Annotated in this window: 14 protein-coding genes and 1 tRNA gene; 8 read left to right on the forward strand and 7 right to left on the reverse strand. The window is 49.7% G+C overall.

Features of this window, described 5'->3' with window-relative positions:
• Positions 1-203 precede the first annotated feature (203 nt).
• From pta to lgt, 4 genes are all read left to right on the forward strand, one after another.
• Positions 204-1,208 carry a phosphate acetyltransferase gene (gene pta / locus E5354_RS13315; protein ID WP_123396803.1) on the forward strand — a complete coding sequence of 335 codons (1,005 nt, stop codon included), beginning with the start codon at positions 204-206 and terminating at the stop codon, positions 1,206-1,208.
• Between the two features lie 43 nt (positions 1,209-1,251).
• Positions 1,252-2,463 (forward strand): acetate/propionate family kinase, encoded by a 1,212-nt coding sequence (locus tag E5354_RS13320; protein ID WP_123396804.1) that lies wholly within the window; start codon positions 1,252-1,254, stop codon positions 2,461-2,463.
• A 29-nt stretch (positions 2,464-2,492) separates the two neighbouring features.
• On the forward strand, positions 2,493-3,389 hold the full coding sequence (locus E5354_RS13325; RefSeq protein ID WP_123396805.1) for a diaminopimelate dehydrogenase: 897 nt from the start codon (positions 2,493-2,495) through the stop codon (positions 3,387-3,389).
• 107 nt (positions 3,390-3,496) lie between these two features.
• A complete protein-coding gene (lgt, locus tag E5354_RS13330; RefSeq protein ID WP_135947771.1) occupies positions 3,497-4,357 on the forward strand; it encodes a prolipoprotein diacylglyceryl transferase in 861 nt (286 codons plus the stop codon).
• Positions 4,358-4,363: 6 nt separating this feature from the next.
• Here lgt and E5354_RS13335 read toward each other — a convergent pair whose 3' ends face one another.
• Both E5354_RS13335 and E5354_RS13340 read right to left on the reverse strand, forming a co-directional pair.
• On the reverse strand, positions 4,364-4,828 hold the full coding sequence (locus E5354_RS13335; protein ID WP_135947772.1) for a hypothetical protein: 465 nt from the start codon (positions 4,826-4,828) through the stop codon (positions 4,364-4,366).
• Positions 4,825-5,889 carry an endonuclease gene (locus E5354_RS13340; protein ID WP_135947773.1) on the reverse strand — a complete coding sequence of 355 codons (1,065 nt, stop codon included), beginning with the start codon at positions 5,887-5,889 and terminating at the stop codon, positions 4,825-4,827. The genes E5354_RS13335 and E5354_RS13340 overlap by 4 nt, the downstream gene beginning before the upstream one ends.
• Before the next feature lie 174 nt (positions 5,890-6,063).
• Between E5354_RS13340 and galK the strand changes: the two genes are divergently transcribed.
• Genes galK through E5354_RS13355 form a run of 3 tightly spaced genes read left to right on the forward strand, consistent with a single transcriptional unit; the run spans position 6,064 to position 9,178 of the window.
• A complete protein-coding gene (gene galK, locus E5354_RS13345; protein WP_135947787.1) occupies positions 6,064-7,194 on the forward strand; it encodes a galactokinase in 1,131 nt (376 codons plus the stop codon).
• A gap of 18 nt (positions 7,195-7,212) precedes the next feature.
• The gene (locus tag E5354_RS13350) at positions 7,213-8,256 is read left to right on the forward strand and encodes an aldose epimerase family protein (protein ID WP_135947774.1); all 1,044 of its coding nucleotides are present in this window, start codon (positions 7,213-7,215) and stop codon (positions 8,254-8,256) included.
• Positions 8,257-8,275: 19 nt separating this feature from the next.
• Positions 8,276-9,178 (forward strand): sugar phosphate nucleotidyltransferase, encoded by a 903-nt coding sequence (locus tag E5354_RS13355; RefSeq protein ID WP_123396810.1) that lies wholly within the window; start codon positions 8,276-8,278, stop codon positions 9,176-9,178.
• A gap of 72 nt (positions 9,179-9,250) precedes the next feature.
• Here E5354_RS13355 and E5354_RS13360 read toward each other — a convergent pair whose 3' ends face one another.
• The 5 genes from E5354_RS13360 to E5354_RS13380 all read right to left on the reverse strand — a co-directional run bounded on the left by E5354_RS13360 (position 9,251) and on the right by E5354_RS13380 (position 13,348).
• Positions 9,251-9,997 (reverse strand): glycerophosphodiester phosphodiesterase family protein, encoded by a 747-nt coding sequence (locus tag E5354_RS13360; RefSeq protein WP_246863821.1) that lies wholly within the window; start codon positions 9,995-9,997, stop codon positions 9,251-9,253.
• A gap of 109 nt (positions 9,998-10,106) precedes the next feature.
• A tRNA-Thr gene (locus E5354_RS13365) sits at positions 10,107-10,180 on the reverse strand.
• 21 nt (positions 10,181-10,201) lie between these two features.
• Complete coding sequence (locus E5354_RS13370; protein ID WP_123396812.1) at positions 10,202-11,572, reverse strand: DUF4270 family protein; 1,371 nt, start codon at positions 11,570-11,572, stop codon at positions 10,202-10,204.
• A gap of 27 nt (positions 11,573-11,599) precedes the next feature.
• The gene (locus tag E5354_RS13375; RefSeq protein ID WP_135947776.1) at positions 11,600-12,409 is read right to left on the reverse strand and encodes a glycogen/starch synthase; all 810 of its coding nucleotides are present in this window, start codon (positions 12,407-12,409) and stop codon (positions 11,600-11,602) included.
• Positions 12,410-12,562: 153 nt separating this feature from the next.
• Positions 12,563-13,348 carry a Cof-type HAD-IIB family hydrolase gene (locus tag E5354_RS13380; protein WP_135947777.1) on the reverse strand — a complete coding sequence of 262 codons (786 nt, stop codon included), beginning with the start codon at positions 13,346-13,348 and terminating at the stop codon, positions 12,563-12,565.
• Between the two features lie 202 nt (positions 13,349-13,550).
• On the opposite strand from E5354_RS13380, the gene mazG reads away from it, so the two are divergent.
• Positions 13,551-14,342 carry a nucleoside triphosphate pyrophosphohydrolase gene (mazG, locus tag E5354_RS13385; protein ID WP_135947778.1) on the forward strand — a complete coding sequence of 264 codons (792 nt, stop codon included), beginning with the start codon at positions 13,551-13,553 and terminating at the stop codon, positions 14,340-14,342.
• Position 14,343: the final 1 nt, after the last annotated feature.

Below are 14,343 nucleotides of genomic sequence, written 5' to 3' on the forward strand. Positions count from 1 at the left end.
CCCGCCACGCCGATGGTACTGCGAAAGTGGGAGAGTAGGTAACCGCCCCCTTCACAATCAGGCCGACTGCACATCGCAGCCGGCCTGATTCTTTTTATACCCTCCCCGAAATTTTTAATAAAAAATATTAACGAGGGGTGGGAGATGTTGTCATAAAATTATAATTTTGCAGATAGAAATTAAATAACTTATTCATAATTATTATGGGACTATTTGACAAGCTAATTACCAAAGCTAAGAAAAACCGTCAACGTATCGTGCTCCCTGAGGGAACAGAACCTCGTACATTAACTGCCGCCGACCGTATAATCTCGGAAGGAATCGCCGATGTTATCCTTATCGGTGATCCTGCTGAGATAACTGACGCTGCACGAGAACTGAGTTTGACCAACATAAGCCGTGCCCGCATCGTGAATCCTGCCGATAGTGCCGTTATTGACAAGTATGCACCCCTTTTCTATGAACTCCGCAAGAGCAAGGGCATAACAATGGATGACGCTCGCAAGATGGCATCGAATCCCTTGTATCTGGGATGTCTTATGATAAAGAAGGGCGATGCCGACGGTCAAGTCGCAGGTGCTCTCAACACAACCGGCAATGTGCTTCGTGCCGCATTCCAGGTTATCAAGACCAAGCCGGGCATCAATGTGGTTTCGGGTGCGTTTATCATGCTCCTTCCTGAAAACTCACCTTTCGGCGAGGACGGTATTCTCGTATTTGCCGACTGTGCAGTGCTTCCCGACCCGACAGCCGAGGAGTTGGCTCAGATAGCCATGTCGGCAGCCGATACGGCGCGTGACATCGCAGGAATCGAGCCGCGCATAGCCATGTTGAGCTTCTCAACCAAGGGAAGTGCCAAGCATGAGCGCGTCGACAAGGTGATTAAGGCTACCAATCTGCTTCACGAGAAGGCTCCCGAACTTGTTGTGGACGGCGAGCTTCAGGCCGATGCCGCAATAGTTCCCGGAGTTGCAAAGAGCAAGGCTCCCAACAGCCCGTTGAAGGGACAGGCCGATGTGCTGATATTCCCGTCGCTTGAAACAGGAAACATATCTTACAAGCTTGTCCAGCGTCTTGCCGGTGTTCAGGCTGTAGGCCCGATTCTGCAAGGTCTTGCCGCTCCTGTCAATGACCTTTCACGCGGATGTTTCCCCGAAGATATCTACAAGACAATTGTCATAACCTGTAATCAGGCCATAGGACATTAATGAACAAATTGAAGTAATACACATTTTAATCTGAATCAATAAAATGAATATACTGGTGCTTAACTGCGGAAGCAGTTCGGTAAAATATAAGCTTATCAATGTCGACGACAAGAAGACTCTCGCTGAGGGCGGTGTTGAGAAAATCGGCATTCCCGGATCATTCCTGAAGTTCCGTCTTCCCGACGGCAGCAAGAAGGTGATAGATGAGGTTATTCCCGACCATCGCAAGGCCATAATGGATATCCTCAATATCTTGACCGATCCCACCTATGGCTGCATCAGCAGCTTCAAGGAGATTGACGCAGTGGGCCACCGCGTGGTTCACGGAGGCGAGAAGTTCAACAAGAGCGTGCTCATCAATGACGAGGTTATCGAGAAAATCAAGGAGTGCTACGATGTGGCACCTCTCCATAATCCAGTAAACATGGCGGGTATAGATGCCATCACCGAGCTTATGCCCGGTGTGCCTCAGGTTGCAGTGTTTGACACTGCTTTCCATCAGACGATGCCTGCCGAAGCCTACATGTATGCATTGCCCTACGAGCTTTACACCAAGTACAGTGTGCGTCGTTTCGGATTCCACGGAACAAGCCATCGTTATGTAGCCCGTCGCGTGTGTGACTTCCTTGGCGTTCCCTACGAGAATCAGCGCATAATAACCTGTCACATCGGTAACGGCGGCTCGATAACCGCAGTAAAGGACGGCAAGAGCATCGACACATCAATGGGTCTTACCCCCGTGGAAGGCCTCATGATGGGTACACGTGTAGGTGATGTCGACCCAGGCGCACTTACATTCATAATGGATAAGGAGCATCTCGACACCAAGCAGCTCAGCAATCTCATCAACAAGAAGAGCGGAGTGCTCGGCATCTCGGGCATATCATCGGATATGCGTGACATAGATGCAGCCATCGCTGAAGGCAACGAGCGTGCCAAGCTTGCCCTTGACATGTATATCTACCGCATCATCAAGTATATCGGCGCTTATACCGCAGTGCTCAACGGCGTGGACATAATAGTGTTTACCGGCGGAGTGGGCGAGAACCAGCAGCCTTTGCGCAAGGCCGTGTGTGAACATTTGAGCTATCTCGGCGTTAAGATTGATGACGCTGTAAACGCATCGTCACGCGGTGAAGAGAAGGTTATTTCTGCTGCCGACTCCAAGGTCAAGGTGGTTGTGATACCTACCGATGAAGAGCTGATGATAGCACGTGACACCGAGGCCATCGTAAACGGCCGTCAGCCCGAGTGATTTTAAATAATTACACATTATAATATAGAATGAAGAAAATAAGAGCCGCCATAGTGGGATATGGCAATATCGGACGATATGTCCTTGAGGCATTGCAACAAGCACCCGACTTCGAGGTTGCAGGAGTTGTAAGACGAGATCCCTCTAATGTACCTGCCGAGCTGGCCGGCTACAAAGTAGTGGCCGACGTGATGGAGCTTGAGGATGTCGATGTGGCTATCCTCTGTACCCCGACACGTGAGGTGGAGAAACATGCCAGGGTGTTGCTGGCCGAAGGAGTGAATACAGTCGACAGTTTCGACATACACGGTTCGATAGCCGACCTGCGTGCCACGCTCGATCCTATTGCCAAGGCTCACGGTTCAGTGGCCATCATTTCGGCAGGGTGGGATCCGGGAAGCGACTCTATCGTGCGTGCATTGATGCAGGCTGCCGCTCCCAAGGGGGTTACCTACACCAATTTCGGCCCCGGCATGAGCATGGGACACACCGTAGCCGTAAAATCGAAGCCCGGTGTTAAGAATGCGCTTTCGATGACTATTCCGTTGGGAACCGGCATCCACCGCCGAATGGTGTATGTCGAAGTCGAGGATGGATATACCATCGACCAGATTGCCAAGTCGGTTAAGGAAGATCCCTACTTTGCGAGCGATGAAACTCACGTGTTCCAAGTGCCTTCGGTTGACGAAATCAAGGATATGGGACATGGTGTCAACATGGTGCGCAAGGGAGTTTCGGGCGTTACCCAGAATCAGCGTTTCGAGTTCAACATGTCAATCAATAATCCGGCCCTTACGGCTCAGATTCTCGTAGGCGTTGCACGCGCCACGATGATTGAGCGCCCCGGAGCATACACCATGATCGAGATTCCGGTCATCGACATGCTCTACGGCGACCGCGAGGAGCTTATACGCCATCTCGTATAAGAGCGCGTTGATTGATCACGACATTATAAAAGGTTGCGATAAACTTAGTTTATTGCAACCTTTTTCTTAATTTTGCAGATACAAAATTAAAATAATCTCCATAAGATATGCTTGACTATATTACCTGGGCGGCCAATCCCGAGATATTCAGCGGTTTCGTTACCATACGCTGGTACGGGCTGATGTTTGCGATAGGCTTCCTGATAGGCTATGAGCTCGTTGCCAAAATGTTTAAGCACGAGGGAGCTCCCGAGCGTTGGCTTGGAATATTGCTCATCTATGTCGTGGTGGCCACGATAGTGGGTGCGCGACTTGGCCACGTGTTTTTCTATGAATGGGATGTCTACCGCGCCGACCCCATAAGGATTCTTTACATCTGGGAGGGTGGCCTGGCAAGTCACGGCGGCACGATAGCCATAATAATAGCTGTAATACTGTTTTCGATATTTGTCACAAAGCGCAGTCCGTTGTGGACATTCGACCGACTTGTCATAGCCATTGCCCTTGTGGGCGGATTGATAAGGATAGGCAATCTGTTCAATTCCGAGATATTCGGAACCGCTACGACACTGCCGTGGGGCTTCATGTTTGTGAGGTCGAGGGAGTGGCATGAGTTATATGAAGGGCAGGCGGTGCATCCGACCCAGCTATATGAGGCTTTATGTTATTTCGCGTTGTTTGCGCTGTTGATGTGGATGTACTGGAAGAAGAATGCCGAGGAGCGTCCCGGATTGATACTCGGCGTATTTTTTATCGGTATATTCCTTCCGCGTTTCCTTATCGAGTTCATAAAGAACGACCAGGTGGCACGTGAGGCTACGATGACGCTCAACATCGGTCAGCAGCTGAGCATCCCGTTCATCCTGCTTGGCGTCGGTCTTGTGATATATGCCATGATGCGGCCCAAGGTTCACATCGACTTTCCCAATAAGTTTGCCGACGAGAAGCCGGTGAAAAGCCGTCGTTGAATCGAGTCATCGGTCAATAACCAAAACGATATGATTTTTAGGCGCGTGGATGTATATCCATGCGCTTTTTTCGTTTATATGCTCTATCGAGGCTTCGGTTATTTTGATTTCGGATCCGTTGATTTTCAATGACGGTGCTTTCAGCGGCCCTTCATCCCACAGGCTCTCCGATGAGAAGCTTACCGAGTGTCCGGTGGCAAGCTCTACGATTTCCACCGTTACGTTACCCGATGTGCTGCGGCTGAAGAGTATGCCTCCGTCGTCGTAGCGTAACGACAGGTCATTGGAGGTAAACCGCAATGCGTCATTGCTCAGCTCGGGAGTGAAGTCAAACTTTTCGGGATCCTCGGGACGCAGGCCGGGCTCCTCAATCCAATCGGGGTCTATGGGGCCTTCACGATGATTGCGGCTGCATGCTGCTATTGTCAGCGACAATGCCGTCAGGAGAGTTGCTGTGACTATCGGTTTCATTTCGTGATGTTGATTATGAGTCGGCCCTTCATGTCGCCGGCTGTGTACCTTAATTCGTGATGTCCTGCCGCGATGTCGTCTATCGGCAGGCTCTTCCCGGCGACGGGCTGCAGGTCGATTGTCCACTCGGCATCGTCGGGAACATAGGGCGAATAGAGGTCGACGGCACCATCGGCTACCGTGTAGCTGCCCTTCAGGGGAGTGCGCTTGCGGTCGGGGTCGTCGGGGTCGACAGGAGCGTCATGAGTGCCGTATATCTCACCGGCTTTCCGGCCCCAGATGTAGTCGATAAGTTCGGGATGGTCGACAAAGGGATTGCGATTGCCCTGAATAGCCTCGATGCGGTCGTTGCGTTGCAGCTCAAGAGGCGAAACAGGGTCGTCGTAGTGCCACTTGAGATAAAGCGTTACGGAATGGTCGCGCATTGTGGGATATTCGTTGCCCAGCAGCATCACATCGCCCCATCCCTGCCATATCGACGGAGGATACACGCTGACCATATACATTAAAGCGCGGGCGAAGTCGCCCTTGTATTCGGCCGGAGGTTCGATGCACTGAATCTTTTCGCTGCCGTAGAGTGGCGATATGCCGTACCTCCAGAATCCGTTGTCCGATTCAACGTTGACGACATCGGCAAGAGGGAGCGATTTGCGCTTTTGCATAAGCTCCTGGTCACACACCACGATGTTGTAAAGATCCATTGCGGCCGATGTCATCATGTCGGATGACTTCCACCATTCAGGCGGAACTATCCGGTCGAATCCCAAGTTGAGCGGGACGCCTTGGGAGTCAAATGCCGGGGTCACCGTTGTCATCGCGTAACGATTGAGCACGCTTCCGTCGTCATAGTCGGAGGCGTCCACTTTGAGAAGAGATTGCCACAGGTTAATGTCGTTGTGTGATTCCGTCACGTAGTTGCGGGGACGGTAGTGACTTTTCACGGTGCTTTTAATTGCAGCGTCTTTGCGACCGACGGCGTAATCATCGATAGCATCGCCGTAAAGCATGACACTCCCTGCTGTAATTGCGGCAACGGCAATGCCGCAAAATCGGGTATTCATGGCTTATGGTGTTATGTGACATTCGCTAATGGCAAATATAGTTAAATTATTTGATTGCATTAGAATATAATGAGAAAAACTACTTTATGATTATGATTTTAGAAATAAATTGTTAATTTTGCAGTTAGTAAATCCAATTACCAAAACAATTAACTTTAAACTACCATTATGGACATGACTGAAAAAATCAAGCAGCAATTTAGCGAACGCTTTGGAGCTGCCGGTACTCTCTATGCGTCGGCCGGACGCATCAACCTTATTGGAGAACACACTGATTACAACGGAGGTTTTGTATTCCCCGGAGCAATCGATAAGGTAATCATGGCTGAAATCAAGCCTAACGGAACCGATAAGGTACGTGTATTCTCAATCGATATCGATGACTATGCCGAATTTGGCTTGAATGAAGAAGATGCTCCTTCACAGCAGTGGGCAAAATACATATTCGGTGTGTGCCGCGAGGTAATCAAGCGCGGAGGCATTGTAAAAGGCTTCGATGCCGTGTTTGCAGGCAATGTGCCCCTGGGTGCCGGTCTTTCATCATCGGCCGCTCTTGAGAGCTGCTTTGCATTTGCCATGAATGACATGTTCAACGACAATAAGATAGACAAGTTTGAACTTGCAAAGATAGGCCAGTCGACCGAGCACAATTATTGCGGTGTAAACTGCGGTATCATGGACCAGTTTGCTTCAGTGTTCGGAAAGAAGGATCACCTCATGCGTCTTGACTGCCGCTCGCTTGAATATGAGTACTTCCCCTTCAAGCTCGACGGCTATAAGCTGGTTCTTGTAGATTCCAAGGTTAAGCATGAACTCGTTGACTCTCCCTATAACAAGCGCCGTGCTTCATGCGAGCATGTGGCAAAGACTCTCGGCATAGAAACATTGCGTGACGCCGAGCTTGCCGACCTTGACCGAATCAAGGATCAAATCTCGGAAGAGGATTACAAGCGCGCCAAGTATGTGATCGAGGAGAAGCAGCGTGTGCTCGACGTGTGTGACGCTCTTCAGCGCGGCGATTATGACACTGTAGGCGACCGCATGTACAAGACCCATGAAGGAATGTCGAAACTCTATGAGGTAAGTTGTGAGGAGCTTGACTACCTTAACGACATAGCCAAGGAGTGTGGCGTTACCGGTTCACGTATAATGGGCGGCGGATTTGGCGGCTGCACAATCAACCTTGTAAAGGATGAGTTGTATGACCATTTCATCGCTACCGCCAAGGAGAAGTTTAACGCCAAGTACGGTCATGAACCTCAGGTTTATGAAGTAATCGTTTCCGACGGAGCCCGTAGATGCTAATAATCATAAATTTACAATATGAGAATTGAATCAAAAAGTGTTGTGTCGCCCAAGGGTGACATAACACTTTATACTTTAACAAATGCTTCAGGCGCATCGGTAACCGTGTCGAGCCTTGGAGCCGGTATAGTAAGCGTAGTCGTTCCCGATAAGGACGGCAACATGGCCGATGTGGCTCTCGGATATGCCAATCCGGCCGACTACATAGGCGACGGCCCTTGTGCCGGAAAGACCCCCGGACGATATGCCAACCGTATCGCCAAGGGTAAGTTCTCCATCAACGGAACGGGGTATCAGCTTGCCATAAACAACGGGCCTAACGCCCTTCACGGCGGTCCCGAGGGTTTCATGAACCAAAACTGGAAATCGGAAGCCTGCGGCAGCCATGTAAAGTTCACCTATGTCGCAGCCGACGGTGAAGAGGGATATCCCGGCAAGCTCACCGCTACCGTGATATATTCATGGAACGACAATAATGAGCTTACAATAGAGCTTAAGGCCGAGAGCGACAAGAAGACTATTGTCAATCTCACCAATCACGCCTACTTCAATCTTGACGGCGAAAACAGCGGAAGCGTGCTCGATCACGAGCTTCAACTGATGGCTTCACGCTATCTGCCCACCGACGATACACTCATCCCAACCGGAGAGATTGCCGAGGTAAATGGAACTCCCATGGACTTTACCGCTCCCAAGAAACTGGGCCGTGACATAAAGGCCGATTTCCCCGCACTCGTCTACGGAAAGGGTTATGACAACTGCTGGGTTGTCGACAACTGGCACAAGCACAACCTGTCGAAGATAGCTGTGCTCGAGTCGGCCAAGAGCGGTCGTGTGCTTGAGGTGGAAACCACCCAGCCGGCAGTACAGGTCTACACCGGCAACTGGTTGGCCGGCTGCCCTGAAAGCAAGAGCGGCCGCGGTTACGAGGACTACGACGGTGTTGCCATCGAGTGTCAGGGAATGCCCGACGCTCCCAATCATCGTAATTTCCCCTCGCAGCTTCTTGGCGTGGGTGAAGTGTATGATCAAACCATAGTTTATCGATTCAAAACTAAATAAACCAAACATCATCTAAGTAATGAAACCAACATTGTTTGTGCTTGCTGCCGGCATGGGCAGCCGTTATGGAGGGTTGAAGCAGCTCGATTCGCTCGGCCCCAATGGAGAAACCATCATGGATTACTCGATTTATGATGCCATAAAATCGGGTTTCGGAAAGGTGGTATTCGTAATCCGCAAGGATTTTGAACAGGATTTCCGCGATAAGATTTTGTCAAAATATGAAGGACATGTGCCTGTAGAAGTTGTGTTCCAGTCAACCGACGCTCTTCCCGAAGGCTTTACCTGTCCGGCCGACCGCACCAAGCCTTGGGGTACCAATCATGCCGTACTCATGGGTAAGGATGTAATCAAGGAGCCCTTTGCCGTAATCAATGCCGACGACTTCTATGGCCGTGATGCATTTGAGGTGATTGCAAAGGAACTTTCGCGTCCTCGCGACCGCAAGGGCGATTACTGCATGGTGGGATTCCGTGTAGGCAACACCATGACCGAGAACGGTTCAGTGGCTCGCGGCGTGTGCGAGAACAAGGACGGATTGCTCACCTCGGTTGTAGAGCGCACAGCCATCAGCTATGACGACAACCACGACATTGTGTTTACCGACGAGAACGGTGAAGTTCAGAAGCTCGCTCCCTCGACTCCGGTTTCGATGAACCTGTGGGGATTCACTCCCGACTATTTCGATTACAGCGAGCGTGAGTTTGTCAACTTCCTAAAGAAGGACATCAACACTCCCAAGGCCGAGTTCTTCATTCCCCTTGTAATCGACACTCTCATTAACTCGGGCGAAGCTACAGTCAAGGTGCTTGACACTGAGTCAAAGTGGTTTGGCGTTACTTATGCCGCCGACCGCCCAGGTGTTGTTGCCAAGTTTGCCGAACTTCACAAGGACGGCACTTATCCTGAAAAGTTGTTCTGATAATAACTGCGCATGTTATATACAATGGATCAGGGCTGTCCCCGTCGGGGGCAGCCCTGATTGTTTCTTGTACTATTTAGATAGACCTTGTTGATGCTTTAATGACTGCAGCAGTTCCGGGTCGTTGGTCGTTATGAAGTCAAGCTTGTGGTAGATGCACCATTGCAGGTCGTCGGCTTCATTCACCGTCCAGGCGTTGACTTTCAGCCCCAACTCGTGACATCGGTCAATCCATTCGGGATGAGCCTTCAGCACATCCAGTTCGTAGTCCATTCCTGCGGCTCCCGCCTCTTTAAGCTCTTCAGGTGTCATCTCTCCGTTGAGGTAGTAGACCGGGGTTCCTGCCGGAGCGCGTTCAATCAGCTCCAGCATCCCCTCCTTGGAGAATGTTATGTAATCTATTCGGTCGGCAAGTCCCTTGCTTTGCACCATATCGAGCAGCTTGGTTATGGCCTGTGACTCCTGAGCGCGGTCGGTGTGCGGCTTAAGTTCAAATATAAGTCTTACACCAAGATTTTTTCCAGCTTCAAGGTATCGGTCAAGAGTGGGCACGTTCTCTCCGTTTTCGAGCTTCTGACTCAATACATCATCGGCGTTGGAATTTTCGATGACAAATCCGTTGACAGCGTCATCATGGTACACTACCAATTGCCCGTCGGCGGTCATCCAAACATCAAATTCCGAGCCAAAGCAGTCGATTGAATCGGCCTTGACGATTGACCTTATAGAGTTCTGGGCCGAACCGTCGGTGTCCCAATAGCCTCTATGTGCTATGACATGCGGAGTCTTTTCGGCGCATCCTGTTGTTGATAGTAACATTGCGATTGCGATGATTAATGATGTTATTATACGCATGGTGAAGAGGTTTTGTTCAGTTATTGACCGATAAAATAAAAAAGAGGTGAAATCATTTTATTCCACCTCTTTGAGCCACAAGTGGGGCTCGAACCCACGAACCTTTTCGTTACGAATGAAATGCTCTACCAACTGAGCTATTGTGGCTTGTTTGTGAGTGCAAAGATACTAATTATTTATCGTTTGCTTGCTATATGTGAGCTTAATTTTTGCTTTGTCGAGGTCAAATTTCACCATTGCGGGAGTGTCGACATAGGGGACGATTGCCACTACAACGGCTTCATTAGTGTTGTAGCCCGATTGCACATACTCGACATTAAGATTGACAGGGACGAGCACAAACTCGCAGTCGGCAGCCGTTATTTTGTCCTTCTTAAGCAGGTCGGTGAAATAGCCGCGCATTGCGGAGAATGTATAGGACTTGCGAGCTGTGTTGTAGATGGCGTAGAACGAAGTTACATCGTCGTTGATTTGGGTCGTGGCGAAGAAATCGGTCAACTTGTCCTTCCTTACAAGCAGCATATAGTTGGGAGCCTTGATGTCGTAGTCGTTCTCGATGGTTTCGGCAGGAACCTCAAATGTCATTGCGTTGACCACGGTGTAGTCGCCCGATTGCGAGCGGAAGCGGTTGAGCAGGTCCTGAGCCGGCAGGGTCACTTCGGTGTTGTAGCCGAGGGGAGCCATGACTATGGGAGCTGTTTGTGCGAGTGACTTTATCTGCGGGCTTATCGAAAGCTCCATGTTGTTGTTGTTTACAACCTCGGGCGTTACGGCCATTATTGCCTTGCGCATGTGGGTGGTGGAGTCGGCGGTTATGTGCTTGGTGTAGTGCAATGCCAATGATGTGTTGTAGAATCGCATCACACGACCTGTGCCGTAGCTGTTTTTGATGTAAAGTCCGGGGAACCACTCGGCAAATCGTTCGGGATCGTTGAATGTTTCAGGGCTTTCCTTGTATTTTTTGAAAAATTCGCGTCCGAGCTCGACGGGGAGCTTGACCTCGACAGGCACCTGCTTGTTATTGCGGTAAACTTTGGCTATCGAATCGGGCATTCCAAGTCGGGTAGCGTTATAGATTTTTGACGCTATGAGGTCATCGGGCGAATAGTAGTCCTCGGGATTGAAATTACTGAATATGGGATAGGGTAGAGCGCGTTTGAGGCGGTAGACATCGATTCCCATCGGCACGATGGAGTCGCCTACATACTGGCCTTCGCTCATGACCATGCCGAGCATCAGTGAGTCGATGTCGTTTACGGTTACACCTACTGTGTCAAGCGCGTTGGAAGGCATGAATTGTGTTACAAATTCGCTTGACAGATGTCCGTAGCCTTTTGCGTCGATTATTCCGAGAAGTTGTACATCGGTGCGTGATTGAATCTTTGCATTGGGCACCGAATGACCCGTTACGGTAAATGTGGAGTCGATTACTACAGCGAGCTCGTCATTAACAATCGATGAGCCTATAGTGCTGTCTTCATTACAGCTGATGACTCCGAGAGCAATCAGCGTGACAATGAATAGGTTTTTTATTTTCATTGTGAATTGTGTACTGCTTAATAGTAATTAGAGCGAATTGTAGAATTCGGCGTACTTGTCGATATATTCCGTTTCGCCGGGATAGGGTAGGAACGGCTTGCCTGATTCCTTGATGTAGTTCAATATCTCGGGGTCTATTTCGGGTGATGCCTGAATCACACCGTCGGAATAGTCAATAGCCAGCTTGTTCAGGGCCACGTAGTCGACCGGAGCCGAGGATATCGATTTCAGGTCCTCGTCGGTGAATCCTTCCATCTTAAGCTTTTCCTCCATGCGGGGGTCGAGTGTTCCGTCAAATTTGTCGTCAAACACCGAGTAGACTACCTTGGAGTTGCGGAACGACGGATCATCGGAATAAACTCGCTTCAGGTATATGGGGGCGAGAGCCGATACCCATCCCGAAGCATGGACCAGCGTGGGATCCCAACGCAGTTTCTTCACGGTTTCGACCACGCCTCTTACGTAGAACATTATGCGCTCGTCGTTGTCCTCGGGAGTCAGCCTTATTTCAAGGTCCTTGGACGATTGTCCGCGCAGGAAGTAATCCTCGTTGTCGATGAAGTAGACCTGCATTCTGGCCGGTTGAAGCGTGGCGACTTTTATGATGAGGGGATGGTCGGAATCGTCGATGATTATGTTCATTCCTGAAAGTCGAATCACCTCATGGAGTTGATTGCGACGCTCCTTTATGCACCCGTATTTAGGCATGAATGTGCGCACTTCCGAGCCGCGTTCCTGTATGCCTTGCGGCAGCTTCTGGGAAATCTCCGACATGGGAGTGCTGGGTAGGTAAGGCGTGATTTCCTGAGAAATGTATAGAACCTTGTTGATATCCATTAATTTTAAGATTGACTATAGAATTGTGTGCAAAGATAATGAAATTTTTCCAATTATGCTATCTTATTGTCGTCTTTCGACTCGATTTGTCTACGATTAGGGCTTAAGAGCAACGAGTTATGTTACGTTAACATTTATGGACGACATTTCACGCTATATCAGACCAAACCGTTGCAGGGCGTTGGCAATTCCGTTGTCATCGACCGATGTCGTCACATAATCGGCTGCGGCTTTTACCTTGTCGTCGGAGTTGCCCATGGCTATTCCTGTGCCTGCGGCAAGGAGCATGGGAATGTCATTGCCTCCGTCGCCGAATGCCATTGCGTCGTCGACACTGAGGTGCAGATGATCGAGAATCACCTGTATTCCGTGGGCTTTTGTGTTGCCTTTGGCCGTTATGTCGACAAATGTAGGATACCAGCGGTTAAGTTCGCATTGATTGAGGTAGGGCTTTATCTTCGGCTCAAAATCAGTGGTGAAGAACGGTGTCATCTGGTAGGTTTCGATGTCGACAACTTCATCGAATGTTGCCACGGGGAGAACCTCGACATGCAGAAATTCGTAGAATATCTTGCGCACTTCTTCGTCGGGCTGACACACTTTCATGCTCTTTTCGCCTACAAATATGGTGGGGAATCCTTCGCGTCGGCTTATCTCGGCAACGTTTTTCACCGTTTCCTGCGGAATGGGGCTTTTATACAGCACATTGTCGCCTATGAAGCAGTAAGCTCCATTCATCGTTATGTAGCCGTCGATCAGGCCTCGCTGCTGCAGCGGGCCGAGATTGTTGATTATCTGATAGGGACGACCGGTCGATATGAATATCTTGTTGCCTCGGTCATGGGCTTTTTGCAGAGCCTCGATTGTCGATTCGGGCACTTCATGGGTCTTGAAGCTGACCAATGTGCCGTCTATGTCAAAAAACAGGGCTTTGTTCATGTCGTTGTAGATTAATGTGATTTTGGTGCAAAGTTACATCGTTTTGTTGTTATATAACATAATTTTGTGGAGTTTGGTGCGAATAGTGGGTAAATTTATTCGTATCTTTGACTCCGTCTTAGATACTCACGTTCGGCAATGCTCAAATAAATTTGGCATTGCTCTCAACTTATTCGTATCTTTGCATCAATAAATCAACGTTATGAAACATTCCAGAGAGGAAAAAATCGAGGCGCTTGGCAAAGTCATTGACACTCTTGACATTTTGAGAGTGGAGTGTCCGTGGGACCGAAAACAGACCAATGAGTCGTTGCGCCCGAATACGATAGAGGAAGTCTACGAATTGTGCGAGGCTTTGCTCAATTCCGATAAGGCCAACATCAAGAAGGAGCTTGGCGACGTGCTTCTTCACATCCTGTTTTATTCCAAGATAGGCGAGGAGAGCGGCGACTTCGACATAGCCGATGTGGCCGAGGCTCTTAACTCCAAGCTTATATTCCGCCATCCTCATGTGTTTGGCGACACAAAGGTCAACGATTCGCATGATGTTGAGCAGAACTGGGAGCAGATAAAGCTAAAGGAGAAGGGTGGCAACAAGACCGTGCTTGCCGGTGTGCCCAAGTCGCTCCCCGCAATGATAAAGGCCGACCGCATTCAGGAGAAGGCCTCCAATGTGGGATTTGACTGGGATGAGCGCAGCCAGGTGTGGGACAAGGTGTGCGAGGAGATAGGCGAGGTGGCAAAGGAGATTGATGCCATGTCGCAGGATCGCATGGAGGCTGAGTTTGGTGACCTGTTTTTCAGCCTGGTGAATGCCGCGCGGCTTTATGGCGTGAATCCCGAGAATGCGCTTGAACGCACCAACCAGAAGTTTATTTCGCGTTTCAACTATGTTGAGGCGGCAGCCAAGAAGGCAGGACGAAACTTGAAGGAGATGACGCTTGCCGAGATGGATGAACTGTGGAATGAGGCCAAATCAATCGAACAAAATTAAA

Source organism: Muribaculum sp. NM65_B17 (genome assembly GCF_004793735.1).
Classification (GTDB): domain Bacteria; phylum Bacteroidota; class Bacteroidia; order Bacteroidales; family Muribaculaceae; genus Muribaculum; species Muribaculum gordoncarteri.